Origin of the sequence: Blastococcus sp. TF02A-30 (genome assembly GCF_003319185.1) — a bacterium.
Taxonomy (GTDB): Bacteria; Actinomycetota; Actinomycetes; order Mycobacteriales; family Geodermatophilaceae; genus Blastococcus.
This window is the reverse complement of sequence record NZ_QOHJ01000004.1, coordinates 267,245-284,227: the sequence shown is the minus strand read 5'-3', so window position 1 is coordinate 284,227 and position 16,983 is coordinate 267,245. Positions and strand designations below refer to the sequence as shown.

Annotated in this window: 16 protein-coding genes; 5 read left to right on the top strand and 11 right to left on the bottom strand. The window is 76.6% G+C overall.

Annotation, left to right across the window (positions count from 1 at the left end):
* Positions 1–16 precede the first annotated feature (16 nt).
* A complete protein-coding gene (locus DQ241_RS10980; RefSeq protein ID WP_113830207.1) occupies positions 17–2,140 on the top strand; it encodes a DEAD/DEAH box helicase in 2,124 nt (707 codons plus the stop codon).
* Here DQ241_RS10980 and DQ241_RS10975 read toward each other — a convergent pair.
* The 3 genes from DQ241_RS10975 to DQ241_RS10965 are packed head-to-tail and all read right to left on the bottom strand — an operon-like array spanning position 2,137 to position 4,110.
* Positions 2,137–3,132 (bottom strand): MsnO8 family LLM class oxidoreductase, encoded by a 996-nt coding sequence (locus tag DQ241_RS10975; protein ID WP_113830206.1) that lies wholly within the window; start codon positions 3,130–3,132, stop codon positions 2,137–2,139. The two genes, DQ241_RS10980 and DQ241_RS10975, sit on opposite strands and share 4 nt — an antisense overlap.
* Positions 3,133–3,172: 40 nt before the next feature.
* Positions 3,173–3,673 (bottom strand): TetR/AcrR family transcriptional regulator, encoded by a 501-nt coding sequence (locus DQ241_RS10970; protein ID WP_113830205.1) that lies wholly within the window; start codon positions 3,671–3,673, stop codon positions 3,173–3,175.
* Entirely contained in the window at positions 3,670–4,110 is a 441-nt protein-coding gene (locus tag DQ241_RS10965) for an SRPBCC domain-containing protein (RefSeq protein ID WP_113830204.1), read from the bottom strand. Before DQ241_RS10965 ends, DQ241_RS10970 begins: the two co-directional genes overlap by 4 nt.
* Before the next feature lie 127 nt (positions 4,111–4,237).
* Here DQ241_RS10965 and DQ241_RS10960 point away from each other — a divergent pair, with 127 nt between their 5' ends.
* The gene (locus DQ241_RS10960; RefSeq protein ID WP_113830203.1) at positions 4,238–6,580 is read left to right on the top strand and encodes a lysylphosphatidylglycerol synthase domain-containing protein; all 2,343 of its coding nucleotides are present in this window, start codon (positions 4,238–4,240) and stop codon (positions 6,578–6,580) included.
* 4 nt (positions 6,581–6,584) lie between these two features.
* Here the strand turns inward: DQ241_RS10960 and DQ241_RS10955 are convergent, their stop codons facing one another.
* Positions 6,585–7,271, bottom strand: a complete 687-nt coding sequence (locus tag DQ241_RS10955) for an NRDE family protein (protein WP_233492366.1) — start codon at positions 7,269–7,271, stop codon at positions 6,585–6,587.
* Positions 7,272–7,332: 61 nt separating this feature from the next.
* Here DQ241_RS10955 and DQ241_RS10950 point away from each other — a divergent pair, with 61 nt between their 5' ends.
* Both DQ241_RS10950 and DQ241_RS10945 read left to right on the top strand, forming a co-directional pair.
* Positions 7,333–8,211: an LLM class flavin-dependent oxidoreductase gene (locus tag DQ241_RS10950; protein ID WP_113830202.1), complete on the top strand. Its 879-nt coding sequence runs from the start codon at positions 7,333–7,335 to the stop codon at positions 8,209–8,211.
* Positions 8,212–8,323: 112 nt separating this feature from the next.
* Positions 8,324–9,553, top strand: a complete 1,230-nt coding sequence (locus DQ241_RS10945) for a serine hydrolase (RefSeq protein ID WP_113830201.1) — start codon at positions 8,324–8,326, stop codon at positions 9,551–9,553.
* Positions 9,554–9,585: 32 nt separating this feature from the next.
* Here the strand turns inward: DQ241_RS10945 and DQ241_RS10940 are convergent, their stop codons facing one another.
* The 6 genes from DQ241_RS10940 to DQ241_RS10915 form a co-directional block, all read right to left on the bottom strand.
* Positions 9,586–10,425: a nucleoside-diphosphate sugar epimerase gene (locus DQ241_RS10940; RefSeq protein ID WP_113830200.1), complete on the bottom strand. Its 840-nt coding sequence runs from the start codon at positions 10,423–10,425 to the stop codon at positions 9,586–9,588.
* Positions 10,422–10,874 (bottom strand): peptidase S9, encoded by a 453-nt coding sequence (locus DQ241_RS10935; RefSeq protein WP_113830199.1) that lies wholly within the window; start codon positions 10,872–10,874, stop codon positions 10,422–10,424. Before DQ241_RS10935 ends, DQ241_RS10940 begins: the two co-directional genes overlap by 4 nt.
* Positions 10,875–10,899: 25 nt before the next feature.
* Positions 10,900–12,384 carry a sugar porter family MFS transporter gene (locus tag DQ241_RS10930; protein ID WP_199584405.1) on the bottom strand — a complete coding sequence of 495 codons (1,485 nt, stop codon included), beginning with the start codon at positions 12,382–12,384 and terminating at the stop codon, positions 10,900–10,902.
* 90 nt (positions 12,385–12,474) lie between these two features.
* Positions 12,475–13,359, bottom strand: coding sequence for a polysaccharide deacetylase (locus tag DQ241_RS10925; protein WP_113830198.1), 885 nt, complete (start codon positions 13,357–13,359; stop codon positions 12,475–12,477).
* Positions 13,360–13,373: 14 nt separating this feature from the next.
* Entirely contained in the window at positions 13,374–14,342 is a 969-nt protein-coding gene (locus DQ241_RS10920) for an asparaginase (RefSeq protein ID WP_113830197.1), read from the bottom strand.
* 93 nt (positions 14,343–14,435) lie between these two features.
* The gene (locus DQ241_RS10915) at positions 14,436–15,134 is read right to left on the bottom strand and encodes a hypothetical protein (protein WP_113830196.1); all 699 of its coding nucleotides are present in this window, start codon (positions 15,132–15,134) and stop codon (positions 14,436–14,438) included.
* Positions 15,135–15,236: 102 nt separating this feature from the next.
* On the opposite strand from DQ241_RS10915, the gene DQ241_RS10910 reads away from it, so the two are divergent.
* Complete coding sequence (locus DQ241_RS10910; protein ID WP_113830394.1) at positions 15,237–16,145, top strand: NAD(P)-dependent oxidoreductase; 909 nt, start codon at positions 15,237–15,239, stop codon at positions 16,143–16,145.
* Between the two features lie 7 nt (positions 16,146–16,152).
* On the opposite strand, the gene DQ241_RS10905 is transcribed toward DQ241_RS10910, so the two are convergent.
* Positions 16,153–16,950, bottom strand: coding sequence for a MerR family transcriptional regulator (locus DQ241_RS10905; RefSeq protein ID WP_113830195.1), 798 nt, complete (start codon positions 16,948–16,950; stop codon positions 16,153–16,155).
* Positions 16,951–16,983: the final 33 nt, after the last annotated feature.

Below are 16,983 nucleotides of genomic sequence, written 5' to 3'. Positions count from 1 at the left end.
CAGAGGAGGAGGGCCCGTGGCTCGACCAGGCCAGCGTCGCAACGGCGCGCGCCGAAGCACCCCGCGGCAGCAGCGCCCCGTCGCCGACGGCGACGTCATCGCCGCGCTCGCCCGGGCCGTCCGCGACGTCGAGGCGGCCGTCCAGCGCGGACGGGTCACCCCGTCGCTGCGGACCAAGTTCCAGGCCATCGGGCTGCTCATGCGCGAGCAGCACGCGCACGTCCGGGACGACGAGAGCCTGACCGCCGCCGCCCGCGCCGAGCAGATGAAGCGGCTCGACGGGGTGGCCACGATCCTCGCCAAGACGGCCGTCCGCGACGCCGGGCTGCTCGCCCTGCTGAGCGAGGACGCCGCCGTCACCCCGGCCGCCCGGTCGCTCGCCCGCGACCTGCTGCGCGACGCCGGGGTCGAGCCGGAGCCCGAGGAGGAGGCGCCGGCGGAGGCCGTGGCCGCCCCCGCCGCGCCCGAGCACCGGGTCGTCCCGCAGTCGGTCGTCGCCCGGCAACTGGCCAACCCCTTCCTCGCACCCGACTTCTCGGCCGCCCCGCCGCGTCCCTCGCGGCCGCGCCGGCTGGCCGGCTGGGAGCTGCTCGGCCCGCTGCTGCGCTCGTTCGAGCGGGCCGGCGACGGCGAGCCGGCGGTCATGCGCCTGCCCGAGCCCTCTGCGCTGCGCGCCTTCGGCAAGCGCGAGCTGATGCCGCACCAGGCGCAGCTCGTCGCCGCGGCGGCCGAGGGGCACCGCACCTTCCTGCTGGCCGACGAGCCGGGCCTGGGCAAGACGGCGCAGGCGCTGCTCGCCGCGGAGGCGGCCGACGCCTACCCGCTGCTGGTGGTCGTGCCGAACGTGGTCAAGACCAACTGGGCGCGCGAGACCGGCATCTGGACGCCGAACCGTCCCGCCACCGTCGTCCAGGGCGACGGCGAGACCGTCGACGGGTTCGCCGACGTCGTCGTCGTCAACTACGAGGTGCTGGACCGGCACGTCGGCTGGCTGGGGAACTTCGGCTTCCGCGGGATGGTCGTCGACGAGGCGCACTTCATCAAGAACAAGACCTCGCAGCGGTCGCAGCACGTGCTCGCGCTCTCCCAGCGCATCCGGGAGCGCACCGTCCGCCCGCTGCTCATGGCGCTCACCGGCACGCCGCTGATCAACGACATCGAGGACTTCCTCGCGATCTGGCAGTTCCTCGGCTGGATCGACGACAGCAAGCCGCTCGGCGAGCTCCTGGACGCGCTCGAGGACACCGGCCTCACCCCGGCCGACCCCGGCTTCTACGCCGCGGCCCGCCGGGCGGTCATCGACCAGGGCATCGTCCGCCGGCGCAAGGTCGACGTCGCCTCCGACATCCCCGCCCGCCGCATCGCCGACATCCCCGTCGAGCTCGACGGCGCCGCCGGCCGCTCGATCCGCGCCGCCGAGCGGGACCTGGCCCGCCGCCTCGTGGCCCGCTACGACACCGCGATGGCCAACCGCGCGACGACCCTCGACGTCGACGCGATCGACATGGAGCTCGTGCGCCGGGTGGCCCGGTCGGAGCTCAAGGAGGCGCAGAACGGCGAGTCCGGCGAGAACGTCTTCAGCATGATGCGGCGGATCGGCTCGGCGAAGGCCGGGCTGGCCGCGGACTACGCCGCCCAGCTGGCCCGCAGCGCCGGCAAGGTGGTCTTCTTCGCCAAGCACGTCGACGTCATGGACGCCGCCGAGGAGTCGCTGTCCCGGCAGGGCGTGAGCTACTCCTCCATCCGCGGCGACCAGACCCCGTCGGTGCGGCAGAAGAACATCGACGCCTTCGTGAACGACCCCGACGTCGCGGTCGCGGTGTGCTCGCTGACCGCCGCCGGGGTGGGGCTGAACCTGCAGGTCGCCTCGAACCTCGTGCTCGCCGAGCTGAGCTGGACCGACGCCGAGCAGACGCAGGCGATCGACCGCAGCCACCGGATCGGGCAGACCGAGCCGGTGACGGCGTGGCGGATCATCGCCGCGCAGACCCTCGACGCGCGGATCGCCGAGCTGATCGACAGCAAGGCCGGCCTGGCCGCCCGGGCCCTCGACGGCTCGGACGAGGAGGTCTCCTCGTCCTCCGACGTGCAGCTCGAGGCGTTGGTCGCGCTGCTCACCGACGCGCTGGCGAACCGCTAGGGCGAAGCGAACAGCGCCGCCAGCGCCGCGTCGGACGCGGCCAGGGCGGCCCGGTCGAAGGTGCTGCTGCTGGCGACCAGCTCGGCGGCCCCGGTGCGGTCGAGGAGCTCGGCCAGCCGGCTCCCCACCTGCTCCGGCGTGCCGGCGATCGCGGTGGCAGCGGTCTGCTCGAGGTACTGCTGCTGCCGGGCCGAGCGCCGGGCGGCCCGGACGGCGGCCACCGGCTCCAGGGGCGGGAACGCGCCCTCCGTGCGGGCCCGGGCCATCGCCCACGCCTCGGGCAGCAGCAGGTCCGCGGCCTCCGCGGCGGTGTCGGCGACGAGCACGTCGAGGCTGACCGAGATCCGCGGCTCGGGCTGCTGCTCGGACGGCCGGAAGGTGCGCCGGTAGCGGGCCAGCGCGGCCAGCCCCGGCTCCGGGTCGCCGCCGACGCCGAGGATCGGCCCACCGACGATCACCGGCATGCCCAGCCCTGCCGCGACCTCCAGCCCGCTGCCCGTGGCCAGCAGGTGCAGCGGCACCGGTGCGACCGGCCGGGGGTGGAGCGTGATGTCGGCGCTCCCGGTGAGGAAGGCGCGCAGCTCGGCGAGGTCGGCGGGGAAGTCGCGCTCGGTCTCCCGCAGCGCCCGGCGCACCGGCGGGGTGAAGCCGGGGGAGCGGCCCAGCCCCAGGTCGACCCGACCCGGCGCGAAGGCGGCGAGGGTGGCGAACTGCTCGGCGACGACCAGCGGCTGGTGGTGGGGGAGCATCACCCCGGCCGAGCCCAGCCGGATGGTCGACGTCCGGGCCGCCAGCGCGGCCAGCAGGACGGCGGGCGCCGCACCGGCCACGCCCGGAACGCCGTGGTGCTCGGCCACCCAGAACCGCGCGAACCCCAGCTGCTCGGCGCGCGCCGCCCGCTCGGCGGTGCCGACGAGCGCCGCGGCGTCCGGCTCGCCCACGCGGGTGCGCGAGCGGTCGAGCAGGGACAGCCGGGCGCCTTCGTCGATCACGCAGGGGCCAGCGCTCCGCGCGGCCGGGCTGTTCCGGCACTCACGCCGGGCGGGCGAACGCCTCCAACGCGGCGCGCCAGGTCAGGTCGAGGTCGGCGCCGGGCGGGAAGCGGTCCGCCAGCTCGAGGTCGACCAGGCCGTGCGCCAGCGCCCAGAGCGCCCGCGCGCGGTGCTCGTCACCCCCGGCGGCCGCCACGACCGGCGCGGCGGCCGACTCCTCGACGCCGGGGCTCAGCGCGTCGCGGCGCAGCGGCCGCCCGGTGGCCAGCCGGTACAGGCGGGGGTGCGCCGTCGCCCACGCCCGGTACGCCGCGGCGAGCGCGTGCAGGTCCGGTCCGGCGGTGGAGATCGCCGCGCCCATCTGCAGCAGGGCCCGCTCCTGCAATCCGGCCTCGACGTCGTCCTTGCTGCGCACGTGCTTGTACAGCGAGGGAGCCTGCATGCCGAGCTCGGCGGCCAGCCGCCGCATGGTCACCGCCTCCGGGCCCTCCGCCTCGAGCAGCCGCTCGGCGACGGCGAGGACCTCGTCGCGGCGGCTCACCGGCGGCCCCTCTCCTCGGCCCGCACCTTGAGCGCCTCGTTCATCCCGGCGAAGCCGGCCTCGGTCTTGGCGAGCGTGCCGCCGAACAGCGGCACCAGGAGCCCCCGGAACTCCTCGCGCTGGGTCAGGTCCGTGCCGCCGTCCGCCCGCGGGGTGAGGGTGAAGGAGTGGGTGCCGTCGAAGAGCCCGGGCACCCCGAGCCGGCCGAGCCAGGCCAGCCGGTGCCCCTCCTCGACCGTGGTGACGGTCGGGCGGAAGGTCATGCCCGAACCCCCGGGCGGGACGATGCGGACCCGCAGGCGGGCGCCCTCCCGGAGCTCGCCCGAGAGCTCCGGGATGAACGGGTTCCACGTCCCGTAGCTCCCGGTGTCGGTCAGCTCGGCCCAGACGACCTGGGGCGGGGCGGCGATGGACGTGGTCACGCTGATCTCGCGCACGGTGACTTCCTCCGGGGGGTGGCTAACGGCGTTAGCCAGTCTGGCTAACGCCGTTAGCCGTGTCAAGCGACCGTCGTCCGCAGGTCCGGTGCGCCGGCCCGCTCCGCCGGTCGGGGATGATCGCGCCGTGATCGGGGAGGTGGACGCCGTGCCGACGACGCGCTCCGCCCCCCGGGTCCGGCGACCCAGCGACGTCCTCCAGCTCGGCGTCTCGGTCACCGGGCTGCTCCTCGTCGTGCTGGCCGCCGCCCAGGCCCCGGACGCCGTCGACTCCCTGGTGGACGCCGTGCCGGTGGTCCGGCGGGACCCCGTCCGCGCGGTGCTCTCGGCCGCGTCGGTCGCCGCCTCCCTCGCGGTGCTCGCCGTGCTGCTGACCGTGGCGGTCGACGCCGCCCGCCAGCGCCGGGCCGCCGCGCTCCAGGCGGTCGCGGCCGGCCTGCTCGGTCTGCTCCTCGGCGCGGTGGGGGAGCGGCTGGGCGACGACGCCGGCGGGATCGTCCCCGACGTCCTCACCGCTCCCCGGGACGACGCCGCGCTGGTGCCGGTCGTGGTCACGATCGCCTTCCTCGTCGGGGCGGACCTGCAGCGGCGCCGGCGCTGGCGGGTGCCCAGCCGCTGGGCGGTGCTGGCCGCGCTCGGGTGCGCGATCGCGCTCGGCAACCTCACCCTGCCCGGCGTCGTCGCGGCGGTCCTGCTCGGCGCCGCCGCGGGTCTGGCCGTGCGGTTGGCGGCCGGCGTCGCCCCGGCCCGCCCGGACGACGACGTGCTCCGCGCCGTGCTCGCCCGCGCCGGGGTGGCCGTCGGCGAGCTGGAGGTGACCGAGCAGGCGGCCGGCTTCGTCCGCCTCACCGGCACCGACGGCACCGGACCGGTCTGCGTCACCGTCGTGGACCCCGACGGGCGCGGCGTCCCGCTGGTGCGGCGTGCCGGCCGGCTGCTCCGGTTCCGCGCCGCCGTGGTCGGCCGTCCCGCGCTCAGCCAGCGCGGGGACCTGGAACGCCAGGCGTCGAGCGCGGCGCTGGCCGCCGCCGCCGGTGTGCCCGTGCCGGGCGTCCTGGCGCTGCTCGCGGTCGGTCCCGCGCTCGTCCTGGCCGAGCGACCGCTGGACGGCACGCCGCTGCCGGAGGCCGGGGACGCCGCCGCCGGCGGGCTGACCGCGGCGTTCGCCGCGCTGCGCCGGCTGCACGACGTCGGCCTGGCCCACGGCGGGCTGACCCCCGAGTGCGTCGTCCTGGGCGCCGACGGCCGGGCCGGCTTCCGCGACCTCCGCTCGGCGCAGCCCGCGGCCGGGGACCTCCAGCGCGATCTCGACGCGGTGGCCCTGCTCGTCGGCGGGGCCACCGTCGTCGGCCCGGACGCGGCGACGTCGGCGCTCCGCGCGGCGTACACCCGCGGTGCCGGGCCGCCCCGCCTCCCCGCGCTGCTGCAGCCCGTCGCCCTCCCCGCCGTGGTGCGGCGGTCCGTGCGCGGCACCGACCTGCTCGCGGAGCTGCGCACCGCCCTCGCCGGCCCGGACGGCCCGGTGGCGTCCGCGCCCCGGCTGGAGCGGTTCTCGCTGCGGGTGATCCTCACCGTGGCCGCGACCACCGTCGCCGCGGTCCTGCTCGCCTCGCAGCTGTCGCGGGTGAGCGTCGTCGACGAGCTGCGGCAGGCCGATCCGTGGTGGCTGCTGGTCGCGCTCGGCGGGTCGGCGGTGACCTACGTCGGGGCGGCCCTGGTGCTGGTCGCGTTCGTGCCCATCGCGCTGTCCCTGGTGCGCACCTCGCTCGTGCAGCTCTCCACGGCCTGGCTGACGCTGGTGACCCCGCCGACGGTGGGCCACGTCGGGCTCAACGTCCGCTTCCTGCAGCAGTCGGGGCTGAGCGTCGCCGGGGCCGCGGCGAGCGTCGCGGTCAGCCAGGTGGCCACGGTGGCGGTGACCGTCCTGCTGCTGCTCGTCGTCGGCTGGGCCAGCGGTGTGTCGACCGCCCGTCTCTCGCTGGTGCCGAGCGGTGAGGTGCTGCTCGTCCTGGCCGTCGCGCTCGCGGTGGTCGGCGGCCTCCTCGCCGTGCCGTCGGTCCGGCGGCTGCTGCGCGACCGGCTCGAGCCGCTGCTCCGGCAGTCGCTGCCCCAGCTGCTCTCCGCGGCCACCGAACCGCGGCGGCTGGTCACCGCGGTCGGCGGCATCCTGCTGCAGACCGCCGGTTACGTGCTGGCCCTGGACGCCTCGCTGCGGGCCTTCGACGCCTCGGTGGCGCTGCCCACGGTGATCGGCGTGTACCTGGTGGCCTCCACGGTGGGGTCGGTCGCGCCGACGCCGGGTGGGCTGGGGGCGGTGGAGGCGGCGCTCGTCGGTGGGCTGACGGCGACCGGCGTCCCGGTGTCCTCCGCGCTCGCGGCGGTGCTGGCCTTCCGGACGGTCACCTTCTGGCTGCCCGCGCCGCTGGGCTGGCTCGCCTTCGTGCACCTGCAGCGGCGCCGGGCGATCTGACCGGTCAGGCCTCGAACTCGGCGCTGTCCCACTCCGCCGTCCACGGCCGGCGGCTGTGCTGCAGCCGCAGCCGGCCGGGCCGGGCGTCGATCGTCTCGGCGAACACGGTGCCGTACACCTGACCGTCACGCTCGTGCCGGACGACCAGCGCGGCCGGGTCGTCGGCCGGTGGGTGCTCCTGGACCAGCGCCCGCCACTGCTCGGGGAACGACGTCGCGGCGAAGGCGTCCCGCCACCGGCCGCCCTTGCTGTCCTCCGGGCCGCCGGAGGTGAGCACGTGCGTGCCGTCGGGGTGCTCGGTCGCCGTGAGCCGCTCGCCGTCGAACTCCCAGCTGGTCAGCCGGTCGGGCGAGGCCAGGACGAGCAGGAACCCGGCCATCCCGGTGAGCTCCACGTGCTCGGTCCAACCCGCTCCGTGCACGGCGGCCAGCAGCGGTAGCACGCCGCGGCTGGGGGCGCCCGGAGCGGCAGGGCGCTCGTGGTGCCGGTTGAGCACGAGCGCGGTGACGCCGGTCGCGACGTCGGTCGCGCACCACGTCCCGCCGGCGAGGCGGTCCCGGCCGCCGACCAGGTCGGGCAGCTCCGGCCACCACCGGCCGGGGACGTCGAACTCGCGGGTGGTCAGCTCGTCGCGGACGGCGAGGATCTCCACCGGCCGGCCGGAGGACCGTCGCGCCACCACCGTGCACATGGCCGCATCCTCCCGCGCCCGCCGTTCCGGCACGTCACGGGCCCGCTCCTAGGGTGAGCGGGTGACCCTCGACCTGTCGGCCGTCGTGCTGCCCGACCGGCACCCCGTCCCGCTGTTCCTCGACGACGTGCGGGCGGCCGAGCGCGCCGGCGTGCGCACGGTGTGGACCTACGACCACCTGACCTGGCCGCTGCTGGCCGACGGGCCGTGGCACGCCGCCGTGCCGCTGCTGGCCGCGGCGGCCGTCGGCACCGAGCGGGTGCGGCTCGGCACCCTCGTCGCGTCGCCGAACTTCCGGCACCCCGCCCCCTTCGCCAAGGAGCTGATGACGCTCGACCAGCTGTCCGGCGGCCGGCTCGACGTCGGGGTCGGCGTCGGCACCGAGGGCCCCGACGCGCGGGTGCTGGGCGGTCCGCCGCTGACCCGGGCGGAGCGCACGGAGCGGTTCGCCGAGTGGCTGGCGGCGCTCGACCGGCTGCTCGTCGAGCCGGTGGCCACCGTGCAGGGCGCCTGGTTCACGGCGGTCGACGCGCACCAGATCCCGGGCTGCGTCCAGCGGCCCCGGCTGCCGTTCACCGTCGCGGCCACCGGGCCGCGGGCGCTCCGGCTGGCGGCCCGGTACGGCTCGGCCTGGGTCACCTACGGCCCCTTCGGCGCCGACGTGCCCGCCGACGAGTGGCTCGCCGCGATCGCCGAGCAGAGCCGCCGGCTCACCGCCGCCCTGGAGCAGGAGGGCCGCGACCCCGGGGAGCTGCGCCGCTCCGTGCTCGTCGGGCTCGAGGTCGCCTGGCCGTTCGAGAGCCGCGAGCGCTACCTCGACACCCTCGGCCGGCTGGCCGAGGCCGGCATCACCGAGGTCGCCGTGCACTGGCCGCGGCCGGACGGGCGCGGGGTGCCCGAGCCGGCGCTGCCGTTCGTCGCGGAGGCGCACGGCCTCTGACGGCGGAGGTGGTGCCTGCGGTACCGCCGGTCCGGTAGCGGGCGGGATCGATCGAGGGCGCGGCACGGGGCGATGGTGGAGCTCACCGGCCCACCGATGCGAGGAGCTCCCCATGCCGCACCGCACGCTCTCCACCCCGCGCGTCGCCCGCCGCCGCGGCCCGGTCGCCTTCGGCCTCGCCGGGGCGGTGGCCGCCGGCGTCGCCCTCGTCGCGCCGGCAGCCACCGCCGCGCCGGCAGCCACCGCCGCACCGGAAGCCACCGCCGCGCCCGGCGGCCCCGCGCACAGCGCCGTCCAGCGCGAGCTGGACGCCCTGGTCGCCGAGGACGGCTTCCCCGGCGCGCTGGCCTCCGTCCGGTACGCCGACGGGCGGGTCCGCCAGCACACCGCCGGGGTCGGCGACCTGCGCACCGGCGAACCGGTCCCCAGGGACGGCGTGGTGCGGATCGGCAGCAACACCAAGACGTTCACCGCCGTCGTCGTCCTCCAGCTCGTGGGGGAGGGGCAGGTCGAGCTCGACGCCCCCGTGGAGCGGTACCTGCCGGGCGTGGTGCGGGGGAACGGGCACGACGGGAACCGCATCACCGTCCGGCAGCTGCTGCAGCAGACCAGCGGGCTGCCCGACTACGACGACGTCCTCTTCGACGAGCCCGCGGACCTGGTCGACCGGAGGTCGGACCACCTCCAGCCGCACCGGCTGGTCGACGCCGCCCTGACCAGCCCGCCGCACTTCGCCCCCGGCACGCAGTGGGAGTACAGCAACACCAACTACGTGCTGGCCGGGCTGCTCGTCGAGGAGGTGACCCGGCGACCGGTGGGGGAGGAGATCACCCGGCGGATCATCGAGCCGCTGCAGCTCCGGCACACCTACTGGCCGACCACGGGGGACCAGCGGATCGCGGGCCGGCACCCGCAGGGCTACGTCGCCGTCGAGCCCGGCACCCCGTGGGTCGACGTCACGGAGATGGACCCCTCGTTCGGCTGGGCCGCCGGTCAGCTGATCTCGACCGCGGACGAGCTGCGCCGCTTCTTCGACGCGCTGCTCGCCGGGGAGCTCCTGCAGCCGGCGCAGCAGGCCGAGATGCTGGGCACCGTGCCCGCGCCGGGCTTCGAGCCCACCGAGGGGTGGGAGTACGGCCTGGGCATCGCCCGGCACGAGCTCAGCTGCGGCGGCGCGGCCTGGGGCCACGGCGGGGACATCCAGGGCTTCGAGACCCGCAACCTGGCCACCGAGGACGGGCGCAGCGCCGTCGTCGCGGTCACCGCCCTGCCGACGTCGCTGGAGATGACCGAGCACGTGTCCGACGCGGTCGACGCCGCCCTGTGCGCCCCGGCCCGTTGACGAGCCGGGCGCAGGGCTCAGCGCCCCCCGGCTCAGCTCGGGCGGCCCAGGGCCGGACCGGTGTCGGCGAGGAAGCGCGCCAGGCTCCGGGCCGGCCGGCCGGTCACCCGCTCGACGTCGTCGGTGACCGCGCTGAAGACGCCGGCCCGCACCCGCTCGAAGGTCAGCACGGACAGCTCCCGCTCGAAGCCCTCGGACCCCGCCACGGCCTCCTCGACCGTCAGCTCCCGGTGCGCCACGGGGTGCCCGAGGGCGGCGGACAGCAGCGCGGCCGTGCGCGCCAGGGAGAGCGACTCCGGTCCGGACAGCTCGAGCACCTGGCCCGAGTGCGCGTCGTCGAGCAGGGCCCGTCCGGCCACCGCCGCGATGTCGCGGGCGTCGATCCAGGCGACCCGGGCACCGCCGTCGGCGAACGGCAGCTCGCCGTCGTCCAGGAGCCGGTCGCGGTAGAACCGCGGGTCGGTGAAGACCTGCATGAACCAGCTCGGCCGCAGGATGGTCCAGCTCCGCCCGCTGCCGCGCACCGCGCGCTCGGTCCGGACCGCCCAGCCGTCGGGCCCCACCTGGTCGGCGTCCCGCTCGGAGAGCAGGACGACGTGGGCTCCGGCCGGCGTCGCGTCGAGCAGCGCCGCGACGAGCTCCGGCGCGTCGGGCCGATCGGGCCGGATCAGGTACACGGCGTCCGCCGCGCCGGTGGCCGCGGACCAGCCGGACGGGTCGTCCCAGCTGAAGGGGACCGGCCGCACGCCGGCCAGGGCGACGCGCCCCGGATCGCTGCTGCCGCCGAGCACCTCGACGCCCCGGGCGGTCAGCAGCCCGGCGAGCGGGACCCCGGTCTTGCCGCGGATCCCGGTGACCAGCACGCGGGTCACGGCCGGCGCTCCTCCGGCGGCGGGATCAGCCCGAGGGCCGCGGTCAGCGCGCCGTACACCAGCGCGGGGCCGGTGTGGGCGAACCGCTTGCCCGCGGCCGCGCGGCGCTCCCCGCGGCGGAACATCCAGCGCTCGCCGGCGACCACGCCGGCCACCGTTCCCACCACGGAGACGGCCACCACCCCGGCGGCGGCGGCCCTGCCGCGCGCCGGCATCGACCGGAGGACCTGCGCGAGGGCCCCGGCGCCCTCGCCGTCCCCGCTCCCGGAACTGCGGGACGCCCGCAGCTCCGGCACGGACGCCGCGACGGAGACCGCGACCAGCCCGGCCTTGACCCAGCCGCGGGTGGTGCGCGAGGGGATGAGGTCCGGCGTGGCGTAGTAGGCCGCGGTCGCTGCGCCGGAGACGAGCGCTGCCGTGGTCCGGGACGTCGGGGGGCGGGTGCTCATGCGGCCATCCTGCCGCGGGCGTCGGTCAGGCCGCCCGGGCCAGGTCGGCGGGCCGGAACTGCCCGTCGGACAGCTTGGTCTCGATCTGCTCCAGGCTGCGGCCGGTGAGCTCGGGCATGCGCAGGTACAGGAAGACGAACGCGGCCACGTTGAACCCGGCGTAGAGCCAGAAGGTCTGGCCGGTGCCGATCGTGTCGATGATGGTCAGCAGGGTCAGGGTGATCAGCAGGTTGGTGCCCCACAGGGACGCCGACTGGGCCGCCGCACCGGCCTCGCGGGTGGCCAGCGGGTAGATCTCCGAGCCGGTCAGCCAGCCCATGAGCTGGATGCCGCCGGCGGTGAACGCCATGAACGCGATCAGGGTGGCCACGATGTAGGGCACCTGCGCCTCGCCGTCGTTGCCGGTCACGAAGAACGTGCCCAGGACGATGAGCATCAGGGCCGCCCCGGGCAGCGTGACGAGGGTCAGCCGGCGGCGGCCCACCCGGTCGATGATCGCCAGCCCGATGAGCTGGGTGACGAGGTAGGTCGCGCCCAGGCCCACCGAGACGCGCAGCGCGGCGCTGTCGGAGAAGCCGTTGTCGGTGAGGATCGTCGGCGAGTAGTAGACGATCATCTCGATCCCGGACAGCTGGGTGAAGATCGCCAGACCGCAGCCGACGACGAGCGCCGGTCGCACCCACGCCTGCCGCAGCCCGGACCACCCGCGGGTGGTGGCCCCGCGCTCGGCCTCGACCAGCTCGTCGATGTCGCGCAGCTCGCCGGACACGTCCGCGCCCCGGGGCCGCACCCGCTCCAGCGCCTCCCGGGCGCGCTGCTCGTGCCCGGCCTTCACCAGCCAGCGCGGGCTGTCGGGCAGCCGCAGCATCAGCAGGAGCATCAGCGCGCTGGGGACCACGGCAGCGCCGATCGCCAGCCGCCAGTCGACGGCCTCGGTCGCGCCCACGATGGTGGCGACGAGGATGCCGACGCCGATGGCGATCTGGAAGAACAGCACCAGGCGGCCGCGGTACCGGCTGGGCGCGAGCTCCGCGACGTACACCGGGGCGGTCTGGGTGGCGCCGCCGACGGCGAAGCCGAGGACGACGCGGGCCAGCGACAGGAGCAGCGGGCTGGGCGCGAGCGAGGCGCCGAGCGAACCGACGACGAACACCGCGGCGACGATCAGCAGGGTGGTCCGCCGGCCGAGCCGCTCGCTGAGCCGGCTGCAGGTCAGCGCGCCGATCACCGCGCCGGCCAGGATCGAGGCGGCGATCACCTGCTCCCAGCCGTTGCCGATGGCGAACTCGTCGCTGATCTGCAGCAGCGCCCCGGAGATGATCCCGGTGTCGTAGCCGTAGAGCAGGCCGGAGATGGCCGAGACGAGGGCGACGATGACGACGGCGCCGGTCAGCCCGCCGCCGTCGTCGTCCGTGGTGCCGGTGCCGGTCGTGCGGGACGTGGTGGGGGCCTGGCCCTCGGACGCGGTGATCGGACTCTCCCTACGGCGAAGCAGCGCGGCGCCCGGCACCGTGCGGTCGCGGGCAGGGAGGCGACTGCCCGGAGCCGGTGCGTCCCACACCTCCCGCCGGGGTGTTCCCCCGGAACGGTGCGCGGGGCGTCAGGCGCCGGTGCGCGGGGAGCGGCGCAGGAAGTCCCGCGCGATCTCGTCGAAGGTCGCCCAGCGGACGCCGTCGTGCCCGGTGATGTGCTCGATGAGCCGCTCCAGCATGAGCAGCACCTGCGGGCGCCCGGAGACGTCGGGGTGGATGGTCATGGTGAACGCCGCGTAGTCCATCTCCCGGTGCACCCAGTCGAACTGGTCGCGCCACATCTGCTCGGTGTCGCGCGGGTTCACGAAGCCGTGGCTGTTCGGGCTGGACTTGATGAACATCATCGGCGGCAGGTCGTCGAGGTACCAGTTCGCCGGGATCTCGACCAGGTCGGTCTCCTCGCCGCGGACCAGCGGCTTCATCCAGGTCTCCGCCGGTGCCTCGTAGTCGATCTTCGTCCACGAGTCGCCGACCCGGACGTAGTACGGCTCGAAGTCGCGGTGCATCAGCGAGTGGTCGTAGGTGATCCCGCGCTCGAGCAGCAGCTCGTTGGTGACGCCGCTGAACTCCCACCACGGCGCCACGTAGCCGGTGGGCCGGCGCCCGGTCTTCTCCTCGATCAGCGCGATGCAGCGGTCGAGCACCGCCTGCTCCTGCTCCCGGCTCATGGCGATCGGGTTCTCGTGGCTGTAGCCGTGGACGCCGATCTCGTGCCCGGCGGCGACGCACGCCTCGAACTCCTCCGGGAACGTCTCGATCGAGTGCCCCGGCCAGAAGAACGTCTGCGTGAGGTCGTACCGCCGGAACAGCTCCAGGATGCGGGGCACCCCGACCTCGCCGGCGAAGACGCCGCGCGAGATGTCGTCCGGCGAGTTCTCGCCGCCGTACGAGCCGAGCCACCCGCCGACGGCGTCGATGTCGACGCCGAAGGCCACGAAGATCTCCTTGGCCACGTCTCCTCCTCAGGTCAGGTGCCGAGCTGGGCGTCCAGGACGCGGTACGGGTCGTCGGGGTCGTGCGCCAGCGCGGCGCCGAGCAGCAACCGGCCCTGCCACGGGCTCAGATCGGCGGCGAACCGGGCACCCGCGCGCGCCAGGCTCGCGCCGCCACCGGCGTACAGCGGGGCCACCGGTCCGGAGGCGACGCGCGAGCAGACCAGCACCGGGACGCCGTCGGCCACCAGCCCGGCGACCGCCTCCGCGATCGCGGGCGGCACGTTGCCGGCGCCGAATGCCTCCAGGACGACGCCCCGGGCACCGGCCGCCACGGCGGCGCGCAGCAGCGCGTCGTCGGCACCGAGGTAGCAGGGGACGACGTCGACCCGCGGGAGCTCCGCGGCCAGGTCGAGCGGTACGGCGTCGCGCCGGGCCGGCCGCGCGAGCGGGAGGACCGCGGCGTCGGTCACCCGCAGGAGCGGGCCGCGCCCCGGTGCGTCGAAGGCGGCGCTGCGCAGGGTGTCGACCTTCCGCACCCCGCGCGCCGCGAACACCAGGCCGTCGAAGCAGAGCAGCACGCCGAGGTCCCGGGCCGCCGGGGAGGCGGCGACGCGCAGGGCGGCGGCCAGGTTGCCCGGGCCGTCGGGGGCGGGCGAGTCGAACGGCCGCTGGGCCCCGGTGAAGACCACCGGCCGCGGGTCGTCGTGCAGCAGGTCGGCGAGGTACGCCGACTCCTCCATCGTGTCGGTGCCGTGCGTGACGACGACGCCGGCCACGTCGTCGGTGAGGCAGCGCCGGAGCTCGCGCACGAGCGCCCCGAGATCGGCCGTGGACAGCGCGAAGCTGGCCACCGTGGAGACGTCGCTCACCGTGACGTCGAGGTCCGGGGGCGGGCCGGCCGAGGCCAGCAGCTCGGCCGCCGGCGTGGTGGCGGCGAGCCCGGCGTCGGTGCGCCGGCTCGCGATGGTGCCGCCCGTCGCCAGCAGGTGCACCCGTGGCATGCCACCTCCTGGACCGTCGTGGTGATCAGCGACCCCAGGTGACCACGCGGCGGCCCACCGCGCACCCGGAGCCGGCGTCCGGTCCGGCCGCGCTCAGCCCTGCGCGGGGTCCCGGCGCGACGGCTCGGGGGAGGGTGACGGGGAGGGCAGCGGGGGGAGCCCCGGCGGCGAGGTGAGCTCGCGGTAGGCGGTGGTGTGGGCGCGCAGGGCGCTGACGGCATCGGCGACGTCGGCGCCCACCTGACCGGGGGCGGGGACCGCCTGCTCGGCCTCCAGCACCGCCGCGCAGACGTCCGCCAGCATGTCGAGGTAGCGCCGGGCGTCGGCCTCCAGGTCCGAGCGGTCGGTCGTGGCCGGGGCCAGCGCCCGCTGCCGCAGGAGCTGCTCCAGGCGGGTGCCCTCGGCCTCCAGGGAGGGCAGCAGGCCGGGGACGTCGCCGAGGTGCGCTCCCGCGGCCTGGGCGGTGGACACCTGGCGGCGGAGCCGTTCGCGGGCGCGGCCGATGTCGAGCTGGAGCTCCGCGGCCGTGCGCCGCGGCCCCGGGGGCAGGCGCCGCGCGGCGACGGCGGTCGCGCCCTGGACGCCCAGCTCGCGGGCGCGGGCGACCAGCGGGTTGCGCCGGATCCGCCGGACGACCACCCAGCCGACGACCGTGGCGACGAGGAGCAGCAGGAGGACGACGCCACCGAGGACGGCGAGCACGGCGGGGTCCAGCGCCAGCAGCCAGGACAGCTCGTCGTCGGCACGGACGTCGACGGCGCCGGCGGCGTCGGTCGGCAAGGGGGTGGTCATCGGCTCCTCGTCCCGGGCGGTGTGCCCTCCTGCAGGCAACGGTCGCGACGCCCCTGGCGGTTCCCGAGGCGCCGTCCTGCGGTCGCTGGCAGGGTGCAGGGCATGGCTGCTCCCTCTCCCGTCGTCGTGGTGACCGGTGCGAACGGGCTTGTGGGCGCGGCGGTGTGCCGGGCGCTCACCGAGCGGGGGGCGCAGGTGCGCGCGGTCGTCCGCCGCGCCGGCAGCGCGCCGGCGCTCGACGGGGCCACCGAGGTCGTCGGCGACTTCGCCGACGAGGAGCTCGCGCGGGCCGTCACCCGGGGCGCCGACGCCGTCGTCACGACGGTGCACCCGATGGGCTCGCCGCGGGAGGTGCAGCACCGGGTCGCCGTCGAGGGGACGCCGGTCCTCGCCCGGGCCGCGCGGGACGCCGGCGTCGCCCGGCTGGTGCACGTGTCCACGGCCGGTGTCTACGACCGCTCGGCGGGCGCGGGCGACGTGGCCGAGGGCAGCCCGCTCCTGCCCGACGGCAGCGGCGACTACCCCGACACCAAGAACGCCACCGACGCGGCGCTGGCGCGGATCGAGGGGCTGACGACCGTGCTGGTCCGGCCGCCGGCGATCACCGGTCCCGGCGAGACGTCGGTGTGGAACACGCTGCGCCCGCAGGAGGTCCGGGACGGCGAGCGCCGGGCCAACCCGGCGAAGACCTGGGCCTGGGTGCACGTCGACGACCTGGCCGCCTTCCTCGCCGACGTCGCCACGGGTGCCGTCGCGACCGCCGACGACCCGCAGCGCGGTCCCGTGGCCGGGGGCACGACCCCGGTGATCGTCGCGGGGGAGCCCGCGACCTGGCGCGACTACCTGGGCACCGTGGCCGGGGCCCTGGGTGTCGAACCCGAGTGGACCGACGAGCCGGTCTGGACCGGGCGGATGCGGACCGACCGGGCGCGGGGCTGGGGCTGGGCCGCGCGGGTCGGCCTCGCGCAGGCCCTGGACGAGCTGCGCCGGGGGCTCGCCCCCCGCGGGTGAGGGCACCTCAGCGCGGGGCGACCCGGAAGACCGGCCAGCCGATCTCGGTCCGCCACGCCGACGGCTCCGGGGTGTCGCGCGGGCCGACCAGGTAGGTCTCGCGCACCGGCCCGGCCACGGCCAGCGCGTTGGCCACGACCCAGGCGCCCAGCTCGCCGTAGCTGACGTCGATGTCGTCGTGCTCGCCGACGTGCGTCGTGACCGCCAGCTCCACGGCCGGCAGCGTGACCGGGTGCACGCGGCCGCGGCGCGGAGGGTCGTCGGTCGGGCGGTAGACCAGGAGCCGGCCGCGGCCCTCCTCGAACAGCGCGTTGTCGTAGAGCCCGCCCGGGGGGCCGGCCGGCTCGTCGACGACCGCGTCCAGCTCGGCCATGGCGCCGGCGTACCAGGCCAGGACCTCGTCGTGCCGGACGTCGTCCGCGACCGCGGCCACCGTCGTCGCCGGCACCGCGCGCAGCTCGACGTCCAGCGGCGGCGGCTCCGGGCGCAGCAGCCGGCGCAGCGAGGCGACCGCGGCGCGGGTGCGGTCCAGCTCGGCCTCCAGCCGCTGCAGGTGCTCCGCGACCAGCCCGGCCCGGGCGTGCGGATCGGGGGACCGGAGGATGCGCCGGACGTCGGCCAGCGGGACGTCGAGCTCCCGCAGCCGGTGGATGACCTGCGCGACCGGGATCTGGTCGGCGCTGTAGGACCGGTAGCCGGTCGCCGGGTCGACGCTCGCCGGCTCGAGCAGGCCGGCGTCGTGGTACCGGCGGAGGGTGCGCACGCTGAGGTGGGTCAGCCGGGAGAACTCGCCGATCGCCAGCACGGCGCCACTGTGCACCCTCTCCCCGGGGGAGGG